Origin of the sequence: Halomonas salinarum (genome assembly GCF_012062845.1) — a bacterium.
Taxonomy (GTDB): domain Bacteria; phylum Pseudomonadota; class Gammaproteobacteria; order Pseudomonadales; family Halomonadaceae; genus Onishia; species Onishia salinarum.
The window spans coordinates 94,358-120,654 of the sequence record NZ_WWNB01000002.1; the positions used below are offsets into that span (position 1 = coordinate 94,358).

Genomic DNA, 26,297 nt, shown 5'->3' on the forward strand with positions numbered 1-26,297 from the left:
GCGGCGAACGCTGTCTCAGCGTCGGTGCCGCGATTTACCTGGACTGATCAACTTGACTCGGACCTTGGGCCGCTGTCGCACAGTTTCAGCGGCACGACTCACCTCTGGGGCTGGTTTGGGGTCGGCGTCACGTGCCCCTGTATCGGGGAGTTTTGGTGGACCCGTCACTACCCAGGCGAAGGTTGGCAGGCTCAATTGCCAGTAGATGGCGGCCAAGCGCAGAGCAAGCGTCAGGCCCAGTGCCAACCCAATCGCCAGGACGGCATTCAGCTGGAGTTCAAGAAGCAACACATAGGCCGTGCCGCCAATAATCGATGCCGTGGCATAGATTTCCTGACGCAGCACCATAGGCACGCGCCGGGCCAGCACATCGCGCAACATGCCACCGGCCACCCCGGTCATCAGCCCCATCACCACCGCCACCACGCCGGCACTGCCCAGCATCAGCGCTTTGTGGGCGCCAATCACGGTAAACAGCGCCAGCCCGCAGGCATCCGTCACCGGCAGGAAGGTCCGTGTCAGCCGATGAATGTAATGGAAGCCGAGGATCGATAGCCCCACGGTTGCCAGGATGACCCACAGATAAGTGGGATCGGTAATCCAGAACACCGGGCGCACACCAAGCACCAGATCTCTTATCGTCCCGCCACCGATACTGGCCACTGCCGCCAACACCAGCATGCCGAAGGGATCCATGCGCGTTCGGCAGGCAAGAATCACTCCCGACAGTGCAAAGACGATCACTCCTGCCATATCCAGCCAATAGACCAACGCCTCCACGTCATCGCTCCTCGCTCATGTTTAAGGCAAAGGATACGCGATTTGTGGCGGCGCAGCGTCTGCGCCGAGAGCGGCGTCGACCCGGCTTAGGCCTATGACGAGCCTCGGCCAGGAAGGCTACCATCTACCGGCTTTGGCAGATCCAGCGAGATTAATATAGTGAGCCGCGGTACGACGCTCGCCGGACAGGTCGAGCAGTACTCGGCCGTTCTGGCTGTATTCGTCCCGGGTATCGATCTCTTCGGCGAAGAATATCGCCCCCCTGGAAGCCTCCTGGCTGTTATAGGCATTGATGTTGAGTTCGGCATCGCCGGCGAAGGACAGCTAGCCGTTCTCGCCCTCATAGGTCATGCCCGCCATGGCGGGAGTCGCCAGGCTCAGGGCGATGGCGGCGGCCAGCGGAGCCGGGGAAAAGATCGATGATTGCATGAGTTATCCTTGTTGATGGGGATGGCATGAAACCGCGGGGCGGGCTCGAGGATGAAGCCGCGACGATGTCGCGACTAGGCGTCCAGACGGCGATAGCGGCAGTCCGTGACGCGGCAGGCACCGGCCTCGACGTGCAGCACCACCGGCCGGTGGGCAGGATCGGCGAAGCTGAGGTGAGTCAACGACAGGCGGCCGCCGTCGATCAGCAGTTCGAGGGAGCCGTGATCGATCAGCCACTCCAGTTCGACCGCACTGCCGGTTGGTAGATCGTGGGTGAGGCGATGCGGATAGTGGCGATCGAAGCCCGGGTCGCCATTGTGGCCATCGCGCCGGTGCTCGAGATGCAGGCGGGCTCCGTCGTGGCTCAGCCGCAGCGACATATGCCGGCCCTGCTGCAGGTCCAGTTCGATGACCGAACCCTCCCGCAGATCGAGGGCGAGGCTCCCATGGGCCGCGGCACTGCCCGCTTCGACCAGCCGGTGTTCCCCGGGGCCAAGCTCGACTGGGACGGCCGCGGCCGGCGCTGACCGGCATTCGCTCGACGCCAGCAGCTCGGCGGCGAAGGCCTGTCGCAGCCGCACCCCCTCCGGCGTGGCGACCAGCGCGAGTTCGCGGGGGAAGCTCATGGCGCCACGCCAGCCGGCCTCGGGGACCTGTTTGGCATAGAGCCAGTTGTTCAGCCAGGCGATGGCCAGGCGTCGGCCGTCCTCGGTGGGCACATCCGACCAGCTCTGTGCGGCGTAGAAGTCGCGTCCCTCGTCCATCAACAGCACGGTCTCGTCCGGATGATCGTTGTGGAAACGCTCGCCGTCGAAATGGCCGACGAAGTACTGAGTGAAGGAGCCGAAGGTGTCCTGTTCGCCGGCCCCCACACCTACCACCACCACCCAGCGGGTCGCCAGCTCGCCCTGCGTCGCGCCCTCGGATGAGCGCTCGACAGGAATTTCAAAGAGGTCCGGACACTCCCAGGGACCGTCGGTATGGCGCCCCTGCCCTTCGCCGAACTCGCTGGCCAGGCGCCAGTCCAGCAGGTTCTCGGAGAGATAGAAGCGAATCGTCTGGCCACAGGCCAGGGCCATCACCCAGCGCCGCGAAGGCGCGTGCCACACCACCTTGGGATCGCGGAAGTCCTTGAAGCCCGGCGCGGCGATGATCGGGTTACCGGCATACTTCTGCCAGCTGCGCCCGCGGTCGCGGCTGTAGGCCAGGCACTGCTCCTGGACATAGTCTTCGGGGTCGTCGGCCGCCTCGCGATGCACGGTATAGAAGGCCAGCAGGCCCGCCTCGCCCTCGAACAGGCCGCTGGTGTCGTGCCAATCGACGATGGCACTGCCCGAGAAGCATGTGCCCTGCTCGTCAGGCGCCAGCGCCAGCGGCAGGTGCTCCCAGTGGCAGAGGTCGCGGCTGACGGCATGGCCCCAGTGCATGGGTCCGTGGACCCGATCATGGGGATAGTACTGATAGAAGATATGGTACTCGTCATCGAAATGGACGAGGCCATTGGGATCGTTCATCCAGCCCTGGGGTGGAGTGAAGTGCCACTCCGGCCGCCGCACGCTCAGCGGGGTCTCGACGAGGGTCGTCATGGGTCAGTCCTTGTCATTGGGGCATCGCCGATACGATGCGGTAGGGTGTCCTCACTCGCCAGCAAAGACAACGTTGTCATAATTCCGCTGGTGATGAGCAGAAACTGGCGTGATCTCATGGGTGACTCCTTGTTGTTGTGATGTGCCACTTCTAAAGGGCTGAAGTCAGGAGAAGGTCAGCCGATCGTATCAACCGCCCGCTCCCCGACGCCCCGGTGCGACTCGCGCTCCATCAAGGCGAACGGAAGACGCGTGATGCCTTGTTCCCCGGTGTCGCCCAGCAGGCGGCGCATGGCGCGCCGTCCCATCTCCAGGTGGGGTAAGGCCATGGTGGTCAACCCGGGGGTCAGAAAAGTGGAAATCGGGCGCTGGTCATCGAAGCTGGCGACGGCGACATCATGGCCGACACACCATCCCCGACTTGCCAGCGCCAGATAGGTCTGCATGGCGATGCTGTCCTGACCACAGAGGATGGCCGTCGGAGGCTCGGGCCAACGCAGCACGCCATCGATGATGGTTTCGACCCTGGAATGCTCCTCCCCGCCCAAAGGGCCCTCGACACCATCCGGGGTCCAAGTCGTGTCGAGAGCCACGCCGGCCTCGCGCATGGCCTGGCGAAAGCCGGACAGACGCAACGGTGCCGCCACCAGTCGGCGGTTGGGGCCAATATAGACGATGCGCCGATGGCCCTGAGCGAGCAGCAAGCGGGTGATCTCTTGCGCCGCCTGTGACTCATCGGGAAGGAAGGTCGGCAAGGAAGCTTGCGTCGAGAAGCCGTTGGCCAGCACCGAGGGCACCGAGTGCATCTCCTCGGGGATGTCGACCTCACGATGGTAGTCGCTGGCATACAGCAGGCCCTCCACGCGCCGTTCCAGCAGCATGTCCAAGGCCCGCTGGGGGTAACGCGATTCGTCGTCGAGGTTGACGGTCATCAACACCTTGCCATGCTGGTCGGCGACCTGCTGGGCACCGCGCAGGATGTCACCGGCGTGGGGCTGGGTGGTGACGCGATCGGAAATGAAGCCGATCACGCCCGAGCGCTGGCTGCGCATGATCCGGGCGGCGCTGTTGGGCCGGTAGCCCAAGGCTTCGATAGCCGCCTGGACGCGGGCACGAGTCTCATCACGGACGGCGGGATCATCGTTGATCACCCGCGAGACCGTCTTGAAAGAGGTCTTCGCCTCCCAGGCCACATCCTTGATCGACACCATTTTTATATCTCGCGACAACGTTGACAGGAACTTTATAAACAGGTGACAACCTTGTCAAACGGAATAGTGCTGCTCTTTGGTCACAGGGCGGCAGGGACAGCGGGCATGCGAAGTGCCCAGCCGCATTAAGAACTAACGTAACTGCAGTGTTTTCTTAATGCAGCATTGTCGAGCGCAGGCAGTTTTCAGGCAGAGGCTATCAGTGCCTCCTACCAATGCCGCGCGCTGGCACCGAAAAGGCCGACCTCGCCCCGCTCGACGCTCAGGGTCATCGCCTCCGGCGATGTGGGGAAGGCAAGCTCGGTGAGCACCCATCGCCCCTCATCGATGAATAGCTCCGCCGAGCAGCTATCACGCAGCAGCTGGCAGGCGACACGCGGTCCCGACGGCAAATGATGGTGAGTCTGATGGGAAAAGTGCTCGGCTAGTGCCGCTTCCGCCCCAGCATAAAGATCGTCCGGCACACTGCGATCGACCGTCACATCTAGCCCGGTCTCAACGCGCTCAAGGCGAAAGATCAGGCTGTCGTCACCGAAGGGTCGCAACGACACCGCGGCGCCTGTCGCGAGCTGAAGCTGAAACTCGGTAAGCGCGGCCTGCGCTTCACCGAGTTCCAGGACGCTGCCAGGCGCCGGCCGACGCGGCACCACCAGGGCATCGAGGGCACCGGCGCTGCGGCGGACCTGCTCCGGGATCGCCTGACGCAGCACATAACCCTCGCCGCCTTCATCAGGATGCAGGCTCAACGCCCGGGGAATCGTCATCGCGCCACGCCAGTCACCTGTCGGGGTCTCGTGCGCGTACAACCAGTTGCTCATCCAGCCGATTACCAGTCGCTCGCCGGGGTGATCCGAGCAGCTCTGGGCGGCGTAGCAGTCGGCCCCCAGATCAAACCAGGTAACGGTCTCCGGTGGCTGATGCGGCGTAAAGTGGACCCCGTCAAAGTCGCCGATGAAAACCTGCGTGCCAGAACCGCCGGCTGGGCCGCAGCGCTGCACGCTAACCATCAACACCCATCGGTCGACATCGCCCTCCTGCTCGCCCCTGCTGCCTTCGATGGGCAAAGGGAAAAGATCGGGGCACTCCCAGGCCCGCTCGTCGTGAGCACCGTGCTCGGCGCCGAACACCGACACCTTCTCCCACTCAACCCCGCCCTGGGTACGATAGATGCCGAGCTGTTGGCCTTCGGTGAGGATCATCACCCAGTGCTCGCTTTCGGCATGCCAGAACACCTTGGGATCGCGAAAATCCTGAAGCCCCGGGTTGTCGAGAATCGCCGTATCGCATGTCTGCCAGCTGCGGCCGCCATCACGGCTGGCCGCCATCGCCTGGCACTGATGATCGAGCTCGGGAGACTCACCCGGCACATGGCGGGTGAAAAAGGCCACCAGCGGCGTGACCATGTCAGCACGCAGGGTGCCGCATACGGCCTTGCGCGGCACCGTCGTGATCTCGCATTCCGCGACAAAGGTATGCTGCCAATCGACCACTGCACTGCCCGAGAAGCACATGCCATGTGCGTCGGGTGCAAGCGCCACCGGCCGATGGGTCCAGTGCACCAGGTCGCGGCTGCTGGCATGCCCCCAGTGCATTGGCCCCCAGACGGTGTCATCCGGGTAGCACTGATAGAAGAGGTGGTACTGCCCGGCGTGATGCACCAACCCGTTGGGGTCGTTCATCCAGCCCTTGGGCGGCGTGAAGTGCAAGAGCGGGCGGAATGCCGGCGTCGGATCAATAGCATCGCTCATGTCAGGCTCGCGGCAGGTGGCATCGAAACGAAAAGAACGACCCTACCACCTGGGTCACAGAGTCAATAGGCCCCAACACGATTCGGTAAAGGCGATTCGTTCATGGGCCACTATCAGAGGCGAACGGGCAAGAAATAGTAAGGCCCCGCGCCAATGCGCAGGGCCTTACATGCCGCAGTACGGGAAGGTCAGCATTATGGCCGGAATGAGTGCTTAACCGGCAACCACCTCAGCCGATGCTGCCACCGCCCTGGCGGGTGATCACCACCACCGAGGGGCGCGGCGGCATGCCATCCTTGAAGTCCGGCCAGCGACTCGCCGGGTCCTCGAAGGAGGAGCGGCGCTCTTCGCGACCCGGGAAGGCCTGGGTGCCGTCGGAGGCCGGGTGCTGCACGGCGACGAACAGCGCACTGTCGTCCGGGCTGAAGCAGGGACCGCACATCTCGGCGCCCAGCGGCACGCGGAAGAACATCTTGCCGGTGCCGCGGCGCTCGCCTTGCGTCTCCAGAGCCCAGACACCATCGGCGGTGCCGGACTTGGCCCAGTTGCTGCCCTGGTCGGTGGTCACCCACAACCGGCCACGATGATCGACGGCACAGTTATCCGGGGCGGCAAACCAGCCATTCTCGCTGGTGGCTGGGTTCCACATAGCACCCACCTCGGCCTTGTCCGGATCACCACACTTGACCAGGATTTCCCAGCCGTCACGGGTGGTAGCATGGTCGCCGTTCTCGGTGGCGATCTCGATGATATGGCCAAAGGTGTTGTCGGGGCGCGGATTGGCGGCATCGACCTGATCCGGCTCACGCTTGTTGTTGTTGGTCAGCATCACATAGACGCGGCCAGTCTCGGGGTTGGCCTCGACGTCTTCCGGGCGGTCCATCGGCGTGGCGCCCAGGGCATCACCGGCGAGGCGCGTCTTGATCAGCACCTCGGCCTGGCTGGCAAAGCCATTATCGGCAGTCAGCGGCCCTTCACCGTGGATCAGCGGCAGCCATTCGACCTGGCCGTCGGCCGAGAAGCGTGCGACATACAGCGTGCCATGATCCAGGAGATCGCGATTGGCCGCCGGGTTGGCGGTATCGACGGCATCGCGGGTCACGAACTTGTAGAGATAATCGAAGCGCTGGTCATCGCCCATGTAGACCACCAGGCGGCCGTCGCTCGAGATCACGCTCGCCGCACCTTCGTGCTTGAAGCGGCCCATCGCCGTACGCTTGACCGGGGTCGAGGTCGGGTCCAGCGGATCGACCTCGACCACCCAGCCGAAGCGGTTGGACTCATTGGGCTCCTTGGCGATATCAAAGCGATCGTCATAGCGGCCCCAGGCATAACCCATGGCCGGGATACCGTAGCGCTCGAGCAGCGCAACGTTCGGGTGACCGCTAGTGTCGCCCATGAAGTAGTAATGAATATTTTCTTCGCAGGTCAGCACCGTGCCCCAGGGTGTATTGCCGCCGGCGCAATTGTTGAGGGTGCCGATCACCGAGCGGCCGGACGGGTCGGCATTGGTCTGCATCAGCGCATCGCCAGCCGCCGGGCCGCTGATTGCCATCTCGGTGGAGCGCGGCGTGAGGCGACGGTTGTACTGGCTGTCCGTGAGATACTGCCACTTGCCGTTTTGACGCTTGATCTCGACCACCGAGAGGCCGTGTGCGGCCTGCTCGATCTCGGCAAGCTCCCGGGTCAGACCGGTGAAATCATGCTCATCCAGCGGGCCCGGCAGGCCGGGGAACATCAGTTCCTCGTTGGTGTACTCGTGGTTGACCACCAGCAGACCGTGGTCCGGGTTGCCATTGAGCGGCACGAAGCCGATATAGTCATTGTTGTAGCCGAACTGACGCTCCTGAGCATCGGCGCTTTGACGTTGCGGGTCGAACGCCGGGGCATCGGTGAAAAGCGGGTCGCCCCAGCGGATCAGCACGTCGGCGTCATAGCCCTCGGCGACGTGGTGGGTGGTATCGACACCGTGGGCGATCTCGTCAAAAGCGAAGCGGCCGGCACTACCAGCCCCATTGGCGATGGCCGCGGTCAGCGGGTTCATGGACCCAATCGCGGCGACCCCCAGGCCACCATAGCTCATGCCCTTGAGAAAGCCGCGGCGTGAATAGCGCCTGGCGATGATGTCGCCGAGCGGCTCGCTGATCACCGGGTTGCTGGGCGTGTCTTCGGCATCTTCGAAATGGGCGCGGCGATTAAACACCATGGGGGTCATCCTCTATCAGCCAGTGGTATATCGTGTCGGGCTGATAGCATGCCGCTTCCCCCATGACAGCGGCGTGATGACTTGATGTCAGTCTGAAGTCAGTCCCATCTCAGGGCCGCCGAGACGCCTCCCATGCAAGCGTTGGACGTGAAGGTGCTTCTGCATCCTGTTCACGGTAACCCCCTTCGCCTTGCTCTTCTGTACCCGGCTTTTCTATCCCCGGTTCTTTGCCGTCCTGATCATTGCCATCCTGATGCTTGCCGTCCGGCCCGACCTCCGGTGTCGATTCGGTCGCCTCAGCGTCATTTCCATCGCCGCTAGCCGGTTCGTTATTATCCGCCTCGCCGCCGGGATCAAGCTCCAGCCGGGCTCGCTCGACCAGGTCCCGCGGCAATTCCTTCTTTACCGCCACGCCGAGTTCGCGAAACTCGTGGGTCTGCTTGATCAGGTTGCCCTTGCCGGCGCTTAACTGGTTGATCGCCTTGTCATAGCTCAGGCGAGCGCCGTCGAGTTTCTTGCCGACGTCTTCCATGCTGGCGAGGAAGACACGCAGCTTGTCGTAGAACTTCTCGGCCCGGCTGGCCAGTTCCGCCGAGTGACGGCTCTGGTCCTCGAAGCGCCACAGCTGACGCACGATGTTGAGGCTGGTCAAAAGAGTGGTCGGCGTGGCCACCAGCACATTGTTCTCGATGGCGCGCTGATAGAGGCTCTCGTCGTGCTTGAGCGCCTCGACGTAGGCGGACTCGACGGGAATGAACATCACCACCACTTCCGGCGAATTGAGCCCCGGCAGGTCGTAATAGTGGCGATCGGACAGCTCGGTGATGCGATCCCCGACCGCCTTGCAGTGCTCAGAAAGGGCCTGATACCGCTCGGCGTCGCTGTCGCCGTTGACGTAGCGGGTATAGGCGGCAAGCGAGGTCTTGGCGTCGATCACCAGATGCTTTTGCTGGGGCAGATAGACGATGGCATCCGGGCGACGGCGGCCGTCTTCGGTCGTGAAGCTGACCTCACGGTCATAGTCCTTGCCACGACGCAGGCCGGCGCCATCCAGCACATTCTCGAGCATCAGCTCGCCCCAGTTGCCCTGGATCTTCTTCTGACCCTGCAGGGCGTTGGTCAGCTTATCGGCCTGGTCGGTGATCGCCTGATTCAAGGATTGCAGGTGCTTGAGCTCGGTACGCAGTTGCACGCGCTGCTCGCTCTCCTGCTGGTGGATCGACTCGACCTTCTCGCGAAAGCCCTTCATTTCGTTCTGGATCGGCTGCAAGAGGCCTGTCAGGCGCTGCTGGGACATGTCCGAGAAGGCCTTGCCCTTGCGCTCGAGAATCTCGTTGGCGAGGTTCTCGAATTCCTGTTTCAACTGATCGCGACTTTCCTTGACCAGCGAGAGCTGCTCATCGAAGTGCTGCTGCTTCTGGGAGAGCGTGCTGGTCAGTTCGCCGTGGGTGGTCTGCAGCGCCGAGAGCTCCTCGGCCAGCGCCTCGCGGGCCGCTTTCTCGCGTTCCCACCAGGCCTGATAGTTGACCAGCGCCGCCTGCTTCTCGTCGCGCTGGGTGCTCGCCGAGCGCAGGCTCTCGCGCAGGTCCGCGACCCGCTCCTGGCTTTCTTCCAGGGCCTGCTCGAGTTTGGCGCGCTGCGACTCCACTCGTTCGAGGCGTGCCTCACGCTCTGCCAGGCGCTCGTGAAAACCGTCCGAAAGCGCCGACTGGTGTTCGCGCAGCCGGGCCAGCGACTCGGTCAGCGTGGCCTTCTCTTCACCCAGCGTCTGCGACCGCTGGCGAGACGCGGTCAGCTCGTCGCCAAGCCGTGCCCTCTCCTCTTCACGGGCCGCCAAGGCATCGCGCAGGCTTGAAAGCTCGGTCTCGAGCCGCACCCGGGCAAGCTCGGCCTGGGAGAGCGCCTCGCGCTTCTCGGCCAGTGCCGCCTCGCGTTCGGCAATGACGGCCTCCTTGGCCGTCAGGGTATCCGTCTGACGAGCCAGTTCCTCGCGCAGTGAATCTAGCTGCGTTTCTGCCTCGGCGTGCGCCTGCTTGAGCGCCGCCCGGCTTCGGCGTTTGGCAAGCACTGATGTCACCAGGACTCCCAGTGCGAAGGCCACCAGGGCCGCCAACGCGGCCATCAGTCTCGGATCAAGGGTCATGCCTATGTCCTTTGTCGGGGTCGCTCTTGATGACCATCATTAAATCTGATCCCCACCATGGCGAATTCCTATCATGTTGCCCGTAGTTGTCGGGCCATCTCGTTAAACAATTGACATTTAATGAAGCAAAAACTTACATTCTTGTCGCCATAATCACTACACACTAAAAACGCAAGGGACCGCATGAAACTCAATAAGACCATTATCGCCGCCATCGGCGCACTTTCTCTCTCCGGCTGCGCTTCCATTGTCGGTGAAACTGATCAGGGCGTGACTATTAACAGCACACCCTCTAAGGCTGATGTCGTCATCACCGACGAATCCAGCAAACAGGTCTTTGCTGGAACCACGCCAACCACAGTGCAGCTCTCGAAGGCCGACGGCACCTACTTCGGTGGCAAAACCTACACCGTCGAGATCTCGAAGGACGGCTACGATAACCGTACCCTGATGATCGACTCGTCTCCAAACGGCTGGTATATCGGCGGAAACTTGGTATTCGGCGGTTTAATCGGCTGGCTGATTGTCGATCCGCTGACCGGCGCCATGTACAACCTCTCGCCGGATAACATCGATGCCAGCCTCGGAGAGAAAGTCGCTACCTCCGATAATGGCGACAAGGAAATCAACCTAGTGCTGCTGCAAGACGTTCCGGCCCACATGCGTGACAAGATGGAGCCGATCGGCCAGATCTGATCGCTTCTTGCTCGCGTAAGCAATCGATATGCTCGCAAGAAAGGCCCTGATGGGGCCTTTCTTCGTTTGTGGTAAGCCAATCCAATCGCGTTAGCGTTGAGCACCTTACTGCACGGTTTCCTGCTCGCCGAAGCGGTCGGCGAAGAGCGCGGAACTCAGATAGCGCTCGGCACTGTCCGGCAGTACCACGACGATATTCTTGCCGCGATGCTCGGGCAGTTGGCCGACGCGAACCGCCGCCACCACGGCCGCGCCGCAGGAGATGCCACAGAGGATGCCCTCCTCCAGCATCAACCGGTGGGCCATGGCCATGGCGTCCTCGTTGCTGACCTGCTCGACCCGGTCGATCAGGGCGAGATCAAGGTTCTTGGGCACGAAACCGGCACCGATGCCCTGAATCTTGTGCGGGGCGGGCGCCAGCGTCTCGCCGGCCAGCGCCTGGGTGATGATCGGCGAGGCAGTAGGCTCGACGGCGACGCTGTGGATCGCCTTGCCCCGGGTCTGCTTCAGGTAGCGCGAGACGCCGGTCAGGGTGCCGCCGGTGCCCACGCCGGCAACGAAGATATCCACCGCGCCGTCGGTATCGTTCCAGATCTCGGGGCCGGTGGTGGTCTCGTGGATACGCGGGTTGGCGGGGTTATCGAACTGCTGGGGCATGAAGTAGCGACCGGGCTCGGCGGCGGCGATCTCCTCGGCCTTGGCAATGGCGCCCGGCATGCCCTTGGCGGGCTCGGTCAGCACCAGCTCGGCGCCCAGTGCCTTGAGTACCTGACGCCGCTCGAGGCTCATGGAGGCCGGCATGGTCAGCATCACCTTGTAGCCACGGGCGGCGGCGACGAAGGCCAGGGCGATGCCGGTATTGCCGCTGGTCGGCTCGATGATGGTCATGCCCGATGTGAGCACGCCGCGCTCCTCGGCGTCCCAGATCATCGCCGCGCCGATCCGGCACTTCACCGAATAGGCCGGGTTGCGGCCCTCGATCTTGGCCCAGATGGTCGCGCCTTCGCCGACCCGGTTGAGGCGTACCAGTGGGGTGTTGCCGATCGCGAGCGAGTTGTCATCGTGGATATTGGCCATGAGTCCTTCCTTGTTTGATGTCTGTATGAAATAGGGAATAAGCCGATCATTGCGTCGGCTTTAGCGCGCGGGCCTCGACAAAGGTCCGGTAATCCTGGGCCACACAGTCGGCATAGGTCAGAGCCAGCGTGGACACCACGTCGACAAACTTCTCCTGTCGACCATCGAGACACTCACAGACATTGCGGGCAAAGCATGCAGGGTCCGCCTGATTCAGGGCCCGAGCGCCGCGCAGATGCTCGCGAGCGAGAATTCGTCCCCACTGCTTGACCAACTGGCGGTAGGGTTTGCCTCCATCGAGCTTGTGGGTGGGAAAGTCCTCCTTGAACGGCGACCGCTCACGCACCGAAAACACCGTATCGCCCAGATGCAGCCAGCCAAGATACAGATCAGGGTGCTCGGCAATGGCACTGAAGGCGGCGGCGTGCCGAGTGCCTTCATGGGGGAAGGTCGCTTTCCAGGCACGTTTTTCGGCGGCATTCATCTTGCGCCAGCCTTCCGGTGGCGTCTGTTGCTTCACATCGAGAATCACGTCGTCGTGCTCATGGTCGCGCCCGCCCTCGATCAGTACGTAATAACGATCGAGCCCCAGTGAACCGGTGCCGGCATCGAGACGCCGTGCCATGTCCTTGACCTGGAAGTGATCTTCCTCGGCCTCGGCGCGACGTCCGCCGAGGGTATCCCGGTACTCATCCTCGATGGCCTTGCGCAGCTGGCTACCCAGGTGGGCGGGCAAGCGAGCCAGCTTCTCGGGCCGCTCCTCGAAGGCGAAGCGCCGCCCCGACTCATCCAGGGTGGTCCACTTGTCGAGCATCTTCGCACGGCTTTCCTTGCGCGCCACCTTCTCGAGGAAAGGCGCCAGCGGTCCCTTGGCGGTCTCCAGGGTCACCGCCATGGGCGTTTCGCCGCGCACGTGTCCGGCCAGCTCATCGTGATAGCTCTCGAGCAGTTTCTTCAGGGCCTTGCGGGTCCCCTTGCGCGACAGGCCAACGTTCTCGCGGGCGTCGAGCACCAGGCTGATGGCCAGGCGCCAGAGATCGTACTGGTAGTCGCCGATCAGGGCATCGTCGAAGTCATCCATGCCGTAACGCACGGCATCGTCATGATGGCCGTAGGCACCGAAGTTGTACGCATGTGCATCCCCCTGCAGCCAGGTCTGGGTCTCGGGCAAACCGCCGAACAGCGCGAATCGCCAGTCATGCCACACATCATCCCAGTAGAGATGGTTGGTGCCCCGGAAGAAGCGATACGGCGACTCTGCCAGCTTGCCGAACTTGGCCTTTCTGTCGGCATCGGAAAGGCGTGCATTGGCGGCATCGATGGCATCCAGCACCTGCTGGGGGCGATTATGGCGCGTCAGGGGTTGCGACATGTGACGTGACTCCTCGAAAGGGGGCAATGTATCGGGCCGGTACCCCATAGTAGAGGCCGATACCCAAGGATGATATGACAAGCGAGGATGAGGATGTCACCGCTGCGGTGCGGGGGTATGATCACTGTTCTGGATTCTGTTCTCACATATTCGCATAAGGTCCACGCCGCCATGCAGCTCTCCTTGCCACACCCCATGACGCTGCTCGCCTGCTTGAGCCTCGCATTGCTGCTCACCGGCTGCACCATCAACACCTACCCGGATGGTCACCGCGAGACGGTGCTCGGCGCGCCCGGTGACGAGACACCCACGCCCTATTCACCCGGGGTGATTCTCGATGAGAACGGTGAGCCCCGCGCGATCAGCGATGCGCCGCGCTGACAGCCTGACAAAGCACATTACTCAACACAGCGAGCTAGACGGCACTCATCGCCAGCGCCCGACTCTAGGCAGCATGAGACGCTGGACCGACCGGCCGGCCACCCGAGGAATAGCCATGGAATGGACACCCGCGATGCTCTGGCTCGCCGCCGCACTGGTACTGGGCCTTGCCGAGTTGACCTCCGGCGCCCTACTACTGCTGGCGCTGGCCTTCGCCGCCGCCCTGACCGCCGCCACCACCGCCGCCCTCGGGCTGCCCTTCAGCGGGCAGCTGCTGGTCATGGGTGTGCTGGCCGGGATATTGGTGCCGCTCACCATCAAGGTGATCCGCCCGCGTTTCTCGCCCCAGGGCGTGGCCTACGGCACCACCGGCACCGGGGTGGAACGCGGTCATCGCTACGTGACCATCGAGCGTGACTTCGACGGCGCCAGCGGCCTCAAGATCAATGGCGACTTCTATCGCCTGCGCGTCGATAGCACCACCACCACCCGCCTGCCGGCGGGGACCAACGTCATCTTCAAGGAATTCGATGGCACCACCGCCATCGTCGAGTTGGCATCCGCCACCCCCTCATCACAGGAGCCGTAAAAATGGACTTTCCGTTGAGCCCGGGGCTGATTCTCAGCCTGATCGTCGTCGTCATGGGTATTCTGATCATCGCCAAGGGGCTGGTGATCGTGCGCCAGTCAGAGGTCATGGTGATCGAGCGGCTGGGCTCGTTCAGTCGGGTGCTGGAGAGCGGCATCAACATCATCATTCCCTTCATCGAGCAGCCCCGCGCCATCACCATGATCCGCTACAAGAAGATGGGTGAAGAGTATCTGCCACTGACCAGCGACGAGGTGCGCATCGACCGCCGCGAAACGGTGATGGATTTCCCCGGCCAGCCGGTGGTGACCACCGACAACGTCACCGTGACCATCAACGGCGCCCTCTACTACCAGATCATCGACCCCAAGCGAGCCGTCTACGAGGTCGAGAACATGAGCCAGGCGGTCGAGGTGCTGGCCAAGACCACCCTGCGTTCGGTGGTCGGCAAGATGGAACTCGACAAGCTGTTCGAGTCCCGCGCCGAGGTCAACAACGAGATCCAGGCCTCGATGGAGGAGCCGGCCTCGAAGTGGGGCGTGAAGATCTCCCGGGTCGAGGTACAGGACATCGCCATGCCCGAGGAGGTCGAGTCCGCGATGCGCCTGCAAATGGCCGCCGAGCGCAAGCGTCGCGCCACCGTGACCGAGGCCGAAGGCGAGAAGTCCGCGGCCATCGCCATGGCTCAGGGCCAGCGGGAATCGGCGATCCTCAACGCCCAGGGCGACAAGGAATCGGCCATCCTGCGTGCCCAGGGTGAGCAGGAGTCGATCAAGCTGGTACTCAACGCCATCGGCGAGAGCGAAGAGAACAAGCGCACCGTGGTCGGCTACCTGCTGGGCCAGAGCTATATCAAGGTACTTCCGACCATGGCCAAGGACGGCGAGCGGGTCTTCGTGCCCTACGAGTCCTCGGCACTGCTCGGCTCGATGGGCATGTTCCGCGAGATGGCCGGCAGCCCGGAAGATGCCGTGAGCCAACACCTCAAGACCAATGCCGGCCAGACCGGCCTGCGCGGCGGCATGCTGGGCGGTGCCGGCTCGGGCACGGGGAGCTGAAGCAGACACCAGGCCGGCTCATGACGGTGGCGCCCTCGCTGTGATCGACGCGGGGCTCGTGAGCCGGCCAGCCCCGCGCCCCAGACCTTCGTCGTAGTCCCCCCCGGTCCTCCGGGCCTGTCGGGCATAATACCGGGCCAGCCACGCTCGCCTTGGAAGTCCCGATGCCGCTGATCCAGGAAAAACTCGCGCCGCCCCCCCTACCCCTGTCACTGGTGGCCCGCCCGCGCCTCAATGACCATTTCGTTCTCGACAAGCGCGTGCGGGTGCTGCTGGTCAAGGCACCGCCGGGCTACGGCAAGAGCACCCTGGTCGCCGAGCGGCTTCCAGCCCTCGAGCAGCGGGCCGCCTGGCTTCGCCTGGATCGCCGCGACGACCAGCCGGCGCGCTTCGCCGCCTACTTCGCCGCGGCCCTCGACCGGCTGTGCCAAGAGCATCTGGCGGTCTCACTGCCGGCAACGGATGACGACCTGCCCTTCGACGACCGCATCGACGACTGGCTGGCCAGCCTGCCCGCCGAGGCCGCCCCCTGCCGGCTGGTGCTCGACGACTTCGAACACATCCGCCACCCGGCCATCCTCGAGGGGCTCGCCCACTGGCTGCGCCATCAACCGCGCTGGCTGACCCTGACGCTGGTGTCGCACACCCGACCGCCCCTGGGACTCCCCGGCCTGCGGCTGCGCGGCGAGCTGGAGGAAATCGGCGTGGAACAGCTGGCCCTCGACCTGGAGGAGGCCCAGACCCTGTGCGCCGAGCAGCTCAGCTTCCCGCCGACCCGGGTCAGCCTGGAGCGTGCCCTGCGCCTGACCGAGGGCTGGCCCATGGCCCTGACCTGGCTGATCGAGCGCACCACCACCCGAGCCGGCTTCGATGCGCTGCTCGAGCGGCTATCCGGGGCGCATCCCGATTTCGTGGCCTGGTTCGACGACCTGCTGAACGCCAGCCTCGACGCCCCGGACCAGCAACTGTTGCTGCAACTCGGCGTGCTGGAGCGATTCTCGCCGGCGCTGGTGGCACGCCTGCTGGAGGGCGAGCGGGTCACCCAGCGCCTTGAGGCCCTGGAGCAGGCCGGACTGTTCCTGCATCGCCCCGACCCCCACGACCAGTGGTACCGCTTCCATGCCCTGTTCGCCCAGTACCTGCGTCACCGCCGCCACGAATTGAGCCTCGACACCCAGCGTCGGCTCCACGGCCGTGCCAGCCAGGCCTGGCTGGCGCTGGGCGACCCGGCCCTGGCACTGGCCCAGGCGATCGAGGCCGACGACCACGACGCCCTGGCGACCTTGATCGAGGATCAGGGCCCCTACCTGCTGGCCCACGGCCACTTCGTGCTGCTGGCACGGGCCCTGGCAACGCTCGGTGAGCCGCGTGTCGGCACCTCGCCGCGCCTCACGCTGATCCACGGCTGGGCGTCCCACGCCCAGTCCCAGTTCGACCGTACCGCCCAGGCCATCGGCTGGATCGAGGCCCAGCTCGACGAACCCGCCTGGCAGGAACTCGCCGCCGAGCTCGCCACCCTGCGCGCCCAGCTGGCGATCAACCAGGGCGATGCCGAGCGAGCCGCCCCGCTGGCCGAACAGGCCCTCACTCTGCCGGTGCGTTACCTGGCCGCCACCCCGGTCTCGGCCGGCGCCATTCTCTGTGAGTCACGCTTCGTCCAGGGCCACCTCGAGGAGTCGCTGACCCGCATCCAGGCGGTGGAACAGCACGCCAGGCACATCGGCGATGCCCAGCTGATGCTGTGGGCGCTGTGCCACCATTCGGAGACCCTGGTAGCCCAGGGGCGGCTACAGGCGGCCTTCGACATCCAGGAGCGCGCCTTCGCGCATATCGAGCACTGCGGCCTGGATCGCCTGCCGGTGGCCGAGTTCCTGTATCGCATCCGCAGCCAGCTGCTGTGGGAATGGCACCGCCTGGACGAGGCCGAGCAGGCGGCGCTGGCAGGCATCGCCGTGCTCGACGATCAGGGCGAGCACTGGACCCTGCAGTGTCACGTCGGCCTGGCCAAGGTCGCCCTGGCCCGCGGCGACCAGGCCCAGTGCGCCGACCATATCCGCCGGCTGCGCAAGATACTGGCCGAGGGCGACTATCATATCGACTGGCGCGCCAATGCCCATGCCACCCTGCTGGCCTGGTGGCAGGCCAACGACGACTGCGATGCGGTGGCCCGCTGGCTGCAGGAGGCGCCGCCGGTCGACACCGACACCGCCAGCAACCACTTCGCCCAGGCCAACGTACGCAATCACGCCCGCGCGCTGATGCTGCTCGACCGGGCCGACGAGGCCCGAGGGCTGCTGGAGACCCTGGAGACACAGACCCAGCGCTTCGGGCTGGTCACCGATGCCAATCGCAACCGGTTGTGCCTGGCGGCGCTGGAATGGCAGTGCGGCCAGGAGGCAGCGGCGCTGACACATATGACGAGTGCTCTCGAGCTGGCCTCGCGCACCTCCCTCACCGGTAGCTTCCTGCGCCTGGGCAAGCCGCTGGTCGAGATGCTCGCGGCCCTGCTCGAGCAGGGTGGGCTCGACGCGATGTCCCGCGCGCGGGCCGAGCGCTTGATCCATCTGGTCGGTCGCCAGCGCGACTTCGGCCAAGCGATACGCCTGATGCTCGACGATGCCGTGATCGCCGACATCGTCACCCGCCCCGATGTGCCGGAGTTGATCCGCACCTCACCCTTGACCCGTCGCGAGTGGCAGATCCTGAGCCTGATCCACGCCGGCTTGTCCAACGAGCAGATCGCCGAGCAGCTCTCGGTGGCCCCCACCACCGTCAAGACGCATATCCGCAGCCTCTACCAGAAGCAGAACATTCGCCGCCGCGAGGAGGCCATCGCCCTGGCCGGCGATCTGCTGGCCCGCATCCAGGGGGAGTAGCCACCGGCTTACTCATCCCCTCCTCCCCCCGCCTACGCCTGCCTTGTCCCCGACGGGAGGATTTCTCCCGTCGGCACTCCCGGCATCATGGCGCGACACCCGTCCCATGCGGTTGATACCCCGCGGACCGGCGCGAGACCTCGCGCCCGACGACTAAGGACAAGGCCCATGACCACAGAGACTTCGCGATATCTCGGCAAACAGGACGCCGACTGGTGGCGTGGCGCGGTGATCTATCAGATCTACCCGCGCAGTTTCCTGGACACCAACGGCGATGGCATCGGCGACCTGCAGGGCGTGATCGACAAGCTCGACTACATCGCCTCGCTGAATGTCGATGCCATCTGGCTGTCGCCCTTCTTCACCTCGCCGATGAAGGACTTCGGCTACGACATCAGCGACTACCGCGACGTCGACCCGATGTTCGGCACCCTCGCCGACTTCGACCGCCTGGTGGAGGCCGCCCATACCCGAGGACTCAAGGTCACCATCGACCAGGTACTCTCCCACAGCTCCGATCAACATCCCTGGTTCCAGGAGAGCCGGGCGAGCCGCGACAACCCCAAGGCCGACTGGTACGTGTGGGCCGATCCCCGGCCCGACGGCGCCCCGCCCACCAACTGGCAGGCAATCTTCGGCGGCTCCGCCTGGCAGTGGGACACCCGCCGCTGCCAGTACTACCTGCACAACTTCCTGGTCGAGCAGCCGGACCTCAACTTCCAGACCCCCGAGCTGGTCGAGACCGTCCTCGGCGAGGTGCGCTTCTGGCTCGAGCGCGGCGTCGACGGCTTCCGCCTGGATGCGGTCAACTTCTGCACCCACGGCGAGCTCAAGGACAATCCGCCCCGCGAGGATATCGCCGAGGGCTTCATCGGCGTGCGCCCCGACAACCCCTATGGCTATCAACTGCATATCCATGACAAGACTCAGCCGGGGAACCTGACCATCCTCGAGCGGCTGCGCGCCCTGTTCGACGAGTACCCCGGCACCACCAGCGTCGGCGAGGTCGGCGACGACGACTCCCTGGGCGTGATGGCCGAATACACCCAGGGCGGCAAGCGGCTGCACATGGCCTACTCCTTCGACCTGCTCGGCGAACGCCATGACCCCGAGCACCTGCGCGGCATCCTCACCGAGATGGAGTCACGCATCGAGGATGGCTGGCCGTGCTGGGCGCTGGGCAACCACGACGTGACCCGCCTGGCCACCCGCTGGGACGCCGAGGACAATGCCGCGGCACTGCGGCTTTATATGGCCTTCCTGCTCACCCAGCGCGGCAGTGTCTGCCTCTATCAGGGCGAGGAGCTGGGCCTGACCGAGGCCGAGCTTTCCTTCGAGCAGCTGGTCGACCCCGCCGGCATCACCTTCTGGCCGGCCTACAAGGGCCGCGACGGCTGCCGCACCCCGATGCCGTGGAAGGCCGATGCGCCCCAGGGCGGCTTCTCCCGGGCCACGCCCTGGCTGCCGGTGCCCGATGACCACCTGGGCCTGGCCGTGGACCAGCAGGACGGCGATCCGGACTCGCTGCTCAACGCCTATCGCGCCTTCCTGGCCTTCCGCCGCACCCAGCCGGCGCTGGTCAAGGGCGAGATCCGCTACCACCCGCTGCGTGACGAGGTGCTGTGCCTCGAGCGCACTCATCAGGGCAGCCGCCTGCTGGTGGCGCTGAACTTCGCCGACGAACCCCACGAGCTACCGGCGCCACGCGCCGCGCGCGCCCTCGAAGAGGCCCCGTCGATGGTCAACGGCGCCTGGCAGGACGGCACTCTCACTCTCCCGGCGTATGGCATCGCCATCGCCCGCTGCCCGCAACCCGACGAGGAGGATGCGCAATGGGACGTCTGACACTCGAAAGCATCGGCAAGGACTACGACGGCGTCGAGATCTCGCGCGACATCGACCTGGCCATCAACGACGGCGAGTTCGTGGTCTTCGTCGGCCCCTCGGGCTGCGGCAAGTCGACCCTGTTGCGCATGATCGCCGGGCTCGAGGACATCAGCAGTGGCGAGATGTGCCTGGACGGCAAGCGGATCAACGAGATCCCGCCCCAGGAGCGCGACATCGGCATGGTCTTCCAGTCCTACGCGCTCTACCCGCACATGACGGTGGCCGAGAACATGGGCTTCGGCCTCAAGCTCGCACGCACCGACAAGGCCGAGATCCAGCGCCGCGTCCAGCATGCCGCCGGGATCCTCCAGCTGACCCCGCTGCTCGAGCGCAAGCCCAAGGATCTCTCCGGCGGCCAGCGCCAGCGGGTGGCGATCGGCCGCACCCTGGTCAAGGAGCCGGCGGTGTTCCTGTTCGACGAGCCGTTGTCCAACCTCGATGCTTCGCTGCGGGTCGAGATGCGCGTGCAGATCGCCGAGCTGCACAAGCGCCTCGGCGCCACCATGGTCTACGTGACCCACGACCAGGTCGAGGCCATGACGCTGGCCGACCGCATCGTGCTGCTGTCGAGCGGGAGCATCGCCCAGGTCGGCGAACCGCTGTCGCTCTATCACTTCCCGAAGTCCCTCGAGGTAGCCGAGTTCATCGGCTCGCCGCGCATCAATACCCTGCCGGTGACGGTGGTCGACCCCGGCCCGCGGCGCACCACCGTGCGCCTGCCCGCCGGTGAGACCCTGACCGTGGCGGTAGACGGCCACGGCCTCAAGGAAGGCAACACGGCCACCCTGGGAATTCGCGCCGAGGACTTCGTCGCCCCCGACCAGGGCGAGGCACGGCTGACGGCGCGGCTGATGGTGGCCGAGAAGCTCGGTTACGAGACGCTCGCCCACCTGCAAGTCGATGGCGTCGAGGGCACCATCACCCAGCGCCTGGACGGCCTGGCCCACCTCGAGGAACATCAGGTCATCAATCTGGGCCTGTCCAGCGAGCATTGCCACCTGTTCGCCGCCGATGGCCGGGCCTGCCCGCGCCAGGTGGAGATCCCCGGCATCGCCCACTGAACGAGAGGCTCCCCTGCCGACAACGCCCCGGTGCGCCTTGCGCCCGGGGCGTTGTCGTTGAGGCGTTATCGTTGCCATGGCCCTTCATCGGGTTTCATGGCTCCCCTGCGGGGTAGCGGCCGATGCCGGCGCTGCCCACGACCACACATAAAAAACCCCGGCGAAGGCCGGGGAAGCATGGGTCCCTATCGGGACGAGGAAATCGGGTGGGGGCTCAGCCTTTCACGCCCCCCGAGGTCAGCCCGCCGACGATCCAGCGCTGGCAGAACAGGAAGACCAGGGTGATGGGCAATCCCGAGAGCACCGCCGCCGCGGCGAAGTCGCCCCAGCGCTGGTTGTGCTCGGCAAGATACTGCTGGGCGCCAACCGCCAGGGTCAGCTTGTCCTCGTCGAGCAGCAGCACCGAGGCCATCGGGTACTCCATGATCGACATGATGAAGGCGAGGATGAACACCACCACCAGGATCGGCACCGACAGCGGCAGCAGGATATGGCGGAAGGCCTGCCAGGTGCTAGCACCGTCGACCATGGCGGCCTCTTCCAGCGAGCCGTCGATGGACTCGAAGTAGCCCTTGATGGTCCAGATGTGCAGCGCCACCGCCCCCAGCGAGGCGAGGATCAACGAACCGTGGGTGTTGATGCCCAGCCAGGGCACCAGCTGTCCCAGGCGATCGAACAGGGCGTAGAGCGCCACCAGCGACAGCACCGCCGGGAACATCTGGAAGATCAGCATGCCCTTGAGAATCGGCGCCTTGCCGGAAAAGCGCATGCGCGCGAAGGCATAGGCACTGGTGGTGGAGAGCGCCAGGATCATCAGCGAGGACACCACCGCCACCTTGATTGAATTCCACAGCCACAGCATCACCGGGAACGGCGGCTGGACAACGGTGCCGTCGGGGCGCTCCCAGGGGATGCCGAAGGCCAGCGCCCAGTGTTCGAGCGAGAAGCGCTCGGGGATCAGGCTGCCGGTGGCGAAGTTGCCCTCACGGAAGGAGATCGAGATCACCAGCAGCAGCGGAAAGACCACCAGGGTGACGAAGCCCAGCAGGGCCAGATGGGCCCCGAGCTTGCGGGTGCGGATGGAACGGGGTTGAACCATGGCCATGAGACGACTCCTGTTAGACCTTGACCTTGGACAGGCGCAGATTGAGCACCGACAGACCGACCACCAGCAGGAAGATCATGGTGGCGATAGCCGCCGCCAGGCCGAAGTTCTGGCCGGCATCCTGGAAGGCGATGCGGTAGGTGTAGCTGACCAGCAGGTCAGTGGTACCCGCCGGCGTGCTGGCGCCGAGGATGTCCGGGCTCCCTTCGGTGAGCAGGGCGATCAGCACGAAGTTGTTGAAGTTGAAGGCGAAAGCGGCGATCAGCAGCGGCGTCAGCGGCTTGAGGATCAGCGGCAGGGTGATCCTGAACAGGTTGGTCAGCGGTCCGCCACCGTCCACCGCCGAGGCCTCATAAAGATCGCGGGGGATCGACTGGATCAGCCCCATGCACAGCAGCAGCATGTAGGGATACCCGAGCCAGGTATTGACGATCAGCAGCATGCTGCGGGCCAGCGCCGGATCGGTGAACCAGTTGGGGCTGATGCCGAACAGGTTCTCGAGGATCAGGTTTATCTCGCCGTAGTTCTGGTTGAACATGCCCTTGAAGATCAGGATCGAGATGAAGGCCGGCACCGCATAGGGCAGAATCAGCAGGGTGCGGTAGATGGCCTTGCCCTTGAGCTGCTCCCACTGCAGCAGCGACGCCAGCAAGAAGCCCACCGCCAGGGTGAACACCACCGTCAGCCCGGCGAAGACGAAGGTCCAGACGAAGATCTGCAGGAAGGGCCCGCGAATGTCCGGGTCGGTGAAGATCTTGGTGTAATTGTCCAGGCCCACCGACACCGGCCAGCCGGGGGTGAGGCGCTCGCCATCCTCGGTAACGAAGAAGCCGGTCTCCTGGTTCGGCGTCAGGATGGTGCCGTCGCGAAGGTCGGTCAGGCTGCCGTCGGGGTTCGCTTCGAAGCGAGGCAGTATCGGCGCGAAGCTGCGCAGGCCCGCCATCTTGAGCTCGGTGCCGTCCGGCGTCACCAGGGTCAGGCCCTGCAGGCGGTCGCGCAGAGCGATCACCTCACGGATGCCCAGCGCCTCGCCCGGCGGGGCCGCCTGGGCCGGTTCGACCGCCAGCGGTTGCCCAGCCTCGGCCTGCGCCAGCGGGCGGGACACCAGTTGCCGCGTGCCTTCCAGGTCGCCGGCCCCCTTGGCGTCCAGATAGAGGCGCGTGCGATCGCCCTCGCGATACAGCTGGAAGTCGAAGGCCTGGCCCTCGGCCTGGTAGGTCTGATCGAGGAACTGGGCACGCACCCGTTCCTCGCTGAGCAGGTTGCTCGAACTGTAGTTGCTGAAGCTGATGCCGATGGTATAGACCAGCGGGAAGATCACGAACACGCCCATGCCGGCCAGCGCCGGGAAGATATAGCGATGACTCATCAGCTCACGCTTGCCGAAGACGATCGCGAGGCTGGCCCCCAGCACCAGGAACAGCAGCGAGAACATCCACTGGCCGCGCAGGTGGAAAGCCACCACCAGCCACAGGGTGGCCAGCACCAGCAGTACCGTCAGTGCACGCAGCGCCCAGCGGGTGTAGCGTTCGGCGGGATGGCGGGAGCGATGGCGCGGCAACCCGCGCGAGGCATTGGTTATAAACATGGGATCACCTGCGGTCTGCCCCGGCCTGGCAAGGCCGGCCGGGGGCATGGACACGGGAAGGAAGGCTGGAAGACCAGCGTTACTCGATGGCGTTACGGATGCGCTCGGCGGCGGCATCCAGCGCCGGCTCGGGAGCCTGTCGGCCGCTGCCGATGTTCTCTATCGCCGGTCCCATGGCCGACCAGAAGGCGCCCATCTCGGGGATGTTGGGCATCGGCTCGCCGAGCTCGGCATTGGCCAGGGTCGCGGCGATCCGCGGATCGCTCTCCAGGTCCTGCTGGTAGGCCTTGTGGGCCACGGCGCCCAGGGAGCCATCGCCATTGAAGGTGCGCAGGCCCTGCTCCTCGAGCAGATAGCTCTCGAGGAACTCGGTGGCCAGGAAGTCGTTGGGTGAGGCCGAATTGATCATCGCCGCCATCACCCCGAACAGCGGCTTGGCGCGCTCGTCGCCGACCCGGGGCAGCAGCGCCACGCCGAAGTCGATGCCGCTCTTCTCCAGGTTGCTCCAGGCCCAGGGACCGTTGATCATGGCGGCCACCTCGCCCTTGTTGAACCGCGTGTCGGTGACACTGTAATCGGTACCCTCGGGCAGCACGCCGGTCTCGATCAACTCACGCAGCAGGCGTGCACCTTCCACGGCCCCGGCGTTGTTGACGCCGATATCGCCGACCTCATAGCCGGTCTCGGTGCGCTGGAAGGGGTAGCCGCCATTGGCCGCCAGCAAAGGCCAGCTGAAGTAGGGTTCGCCGTAGTTGAAGAGGATCGCCTTCTTGCCCTCCTCCTGGAGCTCGGCATCGAGCTCTTTTAGCTCGGCGAAGCTCTCCGGCGGCGTCTCCACCAGGGCCTTGTTGTAGATCAGGCCCAGCGACTCCACCGAGATGGGGTAGCCGTAGGTCTCGCCGTTCCACTCGACGGCGTCCCAGGTGAAGTCGAAGTAGCGCTCGCGGTAGCTGTCGGAGGGCGCGACCGAATCGAGCAACCCGCTCTTGGCCCACTCACCCATGCGATCATGGGCGAAGATTACGATGTCCGGCCCCTGGCCGCTGCCGGCGGCCTGCTGGAAGCGGTTGGTCATGTCGTCGGGGTGGACGATATCGACGGCGATGCCGGTATCGGTGGTGAACCGCTCGGCCACCTCGCGGATGCCCTGGGGGCCCTTGTTGTCGCCGATCCAGACGGTCAGGGTATCGTCCTCGAAGGCCATCGCCGGCAGCGCGGCACCGGCCCCCAGGGTGGCAACCAACAGCGGCGTCAGGAAAGCATGGCGTCGTGTCATGTCGAGCCTCTTTGTTGTTGTACAGCGTCATGTCGGGAAGCGCGGTCCCCTCATCCGGGGCCGGCCGTCTAATTTGATCAGGGTCGCCATTCGGCCGCCCGCATGCCTCCTCCTCGCGGGGGGAGGAGGCGGCGTAAGGTCAGGGCGTAGGGAGGGGGAAAGCCAGTCATCCTGCAGGAGGAGGCCTGGCTCGATGCGCGCCGCTAGCATGGGTCGGGCCATGCCTTCCCTCCACGACAACCACAACGGGATGCCCATGAAAGCACAGCCATTGGCCACTTCGATCACCCTGGCCCTATGGCACGCCCAAGCTGATGTCGAGCTACACCTTCGACAATGGCAATCAGGGCCCGCCCGCGCTGGCCGAGGAGACCTGGTGCACCCGAAGCGCGCCAACTGCATCTCGCGCAGCCGACGCAGGCTGCGCCGGAAGATGCCGTGAATGCCGGCCAGACCGGCCTGCGTGGCGGCATGCTGGGCGGTGCCGGCAACGAAGGCTAACCCTCAGTCAGAGGCGCGCCCCTCCTCCAGGGGCGCGCCTTCGATGACGCACTGACCCACCACCCGAAGCGCTCTGCCTGCGACAAGACACCCCATGTCGCCGGTGGAGCATGCAGAAGTGCTGCTATATAGTACGCTTCGTTACCCATCGGTCACGTCTGGCCGCTTTTACGCCTTTTCGTTGTCCCGCTCAGGATGCCCCTCTTGCCAAGGCCAACTCCTCCTTGCATGGCCAGCGCCGCGTGTCGCGATACCGGGCGACTGATGCGCCCTGGCCGCCGCCTTGCCTGGCTGGCACTCGCCGCCATGCTGTTGGTGTTGGTAGGCCCGCTGATCAGCCAGTCGCAGCGCCTGCTGATGCAAGAGTCCAGCGGCGTGCCCGTGGCTCAGCCCCAGGCTCAGGCAACCAGCGACATTGATAGGCCTGAGCATGCTGATCATGGCGAGAAGACGCACCACTCCAATGCCCTGGTCGCCTGTGGCTATTGCGAGTTGTTCGCCCACACGCCCGGGCTTGTGCCAACACCGGCCTTACTGACGACACCGCCCGCACCCGCTCATCCAAGGCCGGTGGCAACACGCCCACAGCCTTGCCCCGCGCCCTCTTATCCGCGATTTGCACCCCGCGCACCGCCCCAGACTCTGGTGTCGTGATCCTTTCCTGCCGGACGGTGGCCATGGTGGTCGCCCCGGTAGGCCTGCGCCCGGCGGCCATCCGCCAGGACGA

Annotated in this window: 19 protein-coding genes; 8 read left to right on the top strand and 11 right to left on the bottom strand. The window is 64.9% G+C overall.

What is annotated here, in order from left to right:
- Positions 1 to 15: 15 nt before the first annotated feature.
- The 6 genes from HF027_RS01965 to HF027_RS01990 all read right to left on the bottom strand — a co-directional run bounded on the left by HF027_RS01965 (position 16) and on the right by HF027_RS01990 (position 10,103).
- Positions 16 to 780: a trimeric intracellular cation channel family protein gene (locus HF027_RS01965; protein WP_168012388.1), complete on the bottom strand. Its 765-nt coding sequence runs from the start codon at positions 778 to 780 to the stop codon at positions 16 to 18.
- Between the two features lie 503 nt (positions 781 to 1,283).
- Positions 1,284 to 2,795, bottom strand: coding sequence for a glycoside hydrolase family 32 protein (locus HF027_RS01970; RefSeq protein ID WP_168012390.1), 1,512 nt, complete (start codon positions 2,793 to 2,795; stop codon positions 1,284 to 1,286).
- Between the two features lie 176 nt (positions 2,796 to 2,971).
- A complete protein-coding gene (locus tag HF027_RS01975; protein WP_168012392.1) occupies positions 2,972 to 4,006 on the bottom strand; it encodes a LacI family DNA-binding transcriptional regulator in 1,035 nt (344 codons plus the stop codon).
- A gap of 209 nt (positions 4,007 to 4,215) precedes the next feature.
- On the bottom strand, positions 4,216 to 5,754 hold the full coding sequence (locus HF027_RS01980; protein WP_168012394.1) for a glycoside hydrolase family 32 protein: 1,539 nt from the start codon (positions 5,752 to 5,754) through the stop codon (positions 4,216 to 4,218).
- A gap of 229 nt (positions 5,755 to 5,983) precedes the next feature.
- Positions 5,984 to 7,960 carry a PhoX family protein gene (locus HF027_RS01985; protein WP_168012396.1) on the bottom strand — a complete coding sequence of 659 codons (1,977 nt, stop codon included), beginning with the start codon at positions 7,958 to 7,960 and terminating at the stop codon, positions 5,984 to 5,986.
- Between the two features lie 109 nt (positions 7,961 to 8,069).
- Positions 8,070 to 10,103, bottom strand: a complete 2,034-nt coding sequence (locus HF027_RS01990; protein WP_245184439.1) for a DNA recombination protein RmuC — start codon at positions 10,101 to 10,103, stop codon at positions 8,070 to 8,072.
- 183 nt (positions 10,104 to 10,286) lie between these two features.
- On the opposite strand from HF027_RS01990, the gene HF027_RS01995 reads away from it, so the two are divergent.
- The gene (locus HF027_RS01995; protein WP_168012398.1) at positions 10,287 to 10,799 is read left to right on the top strand and encodes a hypothetical protein; all 513 of its coding nucleotides are present in this window, start codon (positions 10,287 to 10,289) and stop codon (positions 10,797 to 10,799) included.
- 105 nt (positions 10,800 to 10,904) lie between these two features.
- Here HF027_RS01995 and cysK read toward each other — a convergent pair whose 3' ends face one another.
- Together cysK and HF027_RS02005 are read right to left on the bottom strand one after the other, a co-directional pair.
- Complete coding sequence (gene cysK, locus HF027_RS02000; RefSeq protein WP_168012400.1) at positions 10,905 to 11,876, bottom strand: cysteine synthase A; 972 nt, start codon at positions 11,874 to 11,876, stop codon at positions 10,905 to 10,907.
- A gap of 46 nt (positions 11,877 to 11,922) precedes the next feature.
- Complete coding sequence (locus HF027_RS02005) at positions 11,923 to 13,248, bottom strand: DUF2252 domain-containing protein (RefSeq protein WP_168012402.1); 1,326 nt, start codon at positions 13,246 to 13,248, stop codon at positions 11,923 to 11,925.
- A 171-nt stretch (positions 13,249 to 13,419) separates the two neighbouring features.
- Here HF027_RS02005 and HF027_RS02010 point away from each other — a divergent pair, with 171 nt between their 5' ends.
- The 6 genes from HF027_RS02010 to ugpC all read left to right on the top strand — a co-directional run bounded on the left by HF027_RS02010 (position 13,420) and on the right by ugpC (position 21,100).
- Positions 13,420 to 13,629, top strand: coding sequence for a hypothetical protein (locus HF027_RS02010; protein ID WP_168012275.1), 210 nt, complete (start codon positions 13,420 to 13,422; stop codon positions 13,627 to 13,629).
- Between the two features lie 115 nt (positions 13,630 to 13,744).
- The gene (locus HF027_RS02015) at positions 13,745 to 14,218 is read left to right on the top strand and encodes an NfeD family protein (RefSeq protein ID WP_168012404.1); all 474 of its coding nucleotides are present in this window, start codon (positions 13,745 to 13,747) and stop codon (positions 14,216 to 14,218) included.
- Between the two features lie 2 nt (positions 14,219 to 14,220).
- Complete coding sequence (locus HF027_RS02020; protein ID WP_168012406.1) at positions 14,221 to 15,276, top strand: SPFH domain-containing protein; 1,056 nt, start codon at positions 14,221 to 14,223, stop codon at positions 15,274 to 15,276.
- A 164-nt stretch (positions 15,277 to 15,440) separates the two neighbouring features.
- Entirely contained in the window at positions 15,441 to 18,152 is a 2,712-nt protein-coding gene (gene malT, locus HF027_RS02025; RefSeq protein WP_168012407.1) for an HTH-type transcriptional regulator MalT, read from the top strand.
- A 168-nt stretch (positions 18,153 to 18,320) separates the two neighbouring features.
- Entirely contained in the window at positions 18,321 to 19,997 is a 1,677-nt protein-coding gene (locus tag HF027_RS02030; RefSeq protein WP_168012409.1) for an alpha-amylase family glycosyl hydrolase, read from the top strand.
- The gene (gene ugpC / locus HF027_RS02035) at positions 19,985 to 21,100 is read left to right on the top strand and encodes a sn-glycerol-3-phosphate ABC transporter ATP-binding protein UgpC (RefSeq protein WP_168012411.1); all 1,116 of its coding nucleotides are present in this window, start codon (positions 19,985 to 19,987) and stop codon (positions 21,098 to 21,100) included. The genes HF027_RS02030 and ugpC overlap by 13 nt, the downstream gene beginning before the upstream one ends.
- A gap of 214 nt (positions 21,101 to 21,314) precedes the next feature.
- On the opposite strand, the gene malG is transcribed toward ugpC, so the two are convergent.
- The 3 genes from malG to malE all read right to left on the bottom strand — a co-directional run bounded on the left by malG (position 21,315) and on the right by malE (position 25,069).
- On the bottom strand, positions 21,315 to 22,205 hold the full coding sequence (malG, locus tag HF027_RS02040; RefSeq protein WP_168012413.1) for a maltose ABC transporter permease MalG: 891 nt from the start codon (positions 22,203 to 22,205) through the stop codon (positions 21,315 to 21,317).
- Positions 22,206 to 22,218: 13 nt separating this feature from the next.
- On the bottom strand, positions 22,219 to 23,793 hold the full coding sequence (gene malF, locus HF027_RS02045; RefSeq protein WP_168012415.1) for a maltose ABC transporter permease MalF: 1,575 nt from the start codon (positions 23,791 to 23,793) through the stop codon (positions 22,219 to 22,221).
- A gap of 79 nt (positions 23,794 to 23,872) precedes the next feature.
- On the bottom strand, positions 23,873 to 25,069 hold the full coding sequence (gene malE, locus HF027_RS02050) for a maltose/maltodextrin ABC transporter substrate-binding protein MalE (protein WP_168012416.1): 1,197 nt from the start codon (positions 25,067 to 25,069) through the stop codon (positions 23,873 to 23,875).
- Between the two features lie 729 nt (positions 25,070 to 25,798).
- Between malE and HF027_RS02055 the strand changes: the two genes are divergently transcribed.
- A complete protein-coding gene (locus HF027_RS02055) occupies positions 25,799 to 26,224 on the top strand; it encodes a DUF2946 family protein (protein ID WP_168012417.1) in 426 nt (141 codons plus the stop codon).
- The last annotated feature ends 73 nt before the right edge of the window (positions 26,225 to 26,297 follow it).

Excerpts from the sequence above, each read along its gene's own strand:
- HF027_RS01970 (WP_168012390.1), bottom strand. The coding sequence starts at position 2,795 with ATGACGACCCTCGTCGAGACCCCGCTGAGCGTGCGGCGGCCGGAGTGG.
- HF027_RS01975 (WP_168012392.1), bottom strand. The coding sequence starts at position 4,006 with ATGGTGTCGATCAAGGATGTGGCCTGGGAGGCGAAGACCTCTTTCAAG.
- HF027_RS01980 (WP_168012394.1), bottom strand. The coding sequence starts at position 5,754 with ATGAGCGATGCTATTGATCCGACGCCGGCATTCCGCCCGCTCTTGCAC.
- HF027_RS01985 (WP_168012396.1), bottom strand. The coding sequence starts at position 7,960 with ATGGTGTTTAATCGCCGCGCCCATTTCGAAGATGCCGAAGACACGCCC.
- HF027_RS01990 (WP_245184439.1), bottom strand. The coding sequence starts at position 10,103 with ATGACCCTTGATCCGAGACTGATGGCCGCGTTGGCGGCCCTGGTGGCC.
- HF027_RS01995 (WP_168012398.1), top strand. The coding sequence starts at position 10,287 with ATGAAACTCAATAAGACCATTATCGCCGCCATCGGCGCACTTTCTCTC.
- cysK (WP_168012400.1), bottom strand. The coding sequence starts at position 11,876 with ATGGCCAATATCCACGATGACAACTCGCTCGCGATCGGCAACACCCCA.
- HF027_RS02005 (WP_168012402.1), bottom strand. The coding sequence starts at position 13,248 with ATGTCGCAACCCCTGACGCGCCATAATCGCCCCCAGCAGGTGCTGGAT.
- HF027_RS02010 (WP_168012275.1), top strand. The coding sequence starts at position 13,420 with ATGCAGCTCTCCTTGCCACACCCCATGACGCTGCTCGCCTGCTTGAGC.
- HF027_RS02015 (WP_168012404.1), top strand. The coding sequence starts at position 13,745 with ATGGAATGGACACCCGCGATGCTCTGGCTCGCCGCCGCACTGGTACTG.
- HF027_RS02020 (WP_168012406.1), top strand. The coding sequence starts at position 14,221 with ATGGACTTTCCGTTGAGCCCGGGGCTGATTCTCAGCCTGATCGTCGTC.
- malT (WP_168012407.1), top strand. The coding sequence starts at position 15,441 with ATGCCGCTGATCCAGGAAAAACTCGCGCCGCCCCCCCTACCCCTGTCA.
- HF027_RS02030 (WP_168012409.1), top strand. The coding sequence starts at position 18,321 with ATGACCACAGAGACTTCGCGATATCTCGGCAAACAGGACGCCGACTGG.
- ugpC (WP_168012411.1), top strand. The coding sequence starts at position 19,985 with ATGGGACGTCTGACACTCGAAAGCATCGGCAAGGACTACGACGGCGTC.
- malG (WP_168012413.1), bottom strand. The coding sequence starts at position 22,205 with ATGGCCATGGTTCAACCCCGTTCCATCCGCACCCGCAAGCTCGGGGCC.
- malF (WP_168012415.1), bottom strand. The coding sequence starts at position 23,793 with ATGTTTATAACCAATGCCTCGCGCGGGTTGCCGCGCCATCGCTCCCGC.
- malE (WP_168012416.1), bottom strand. The coding sequence starts at position 25,069 with ATGACACGACGCCATGCTTTCCTGACGCCGCTGTTGGTTGCCACCCTG.
- HF027_RS02055 (WP_168012417.1), top strand. The coding sequence starts at position 25,799 with ATGGCCAGCGCCGCGTGTCGCGATACCGGGCGACTGATGCGCCCTGGC.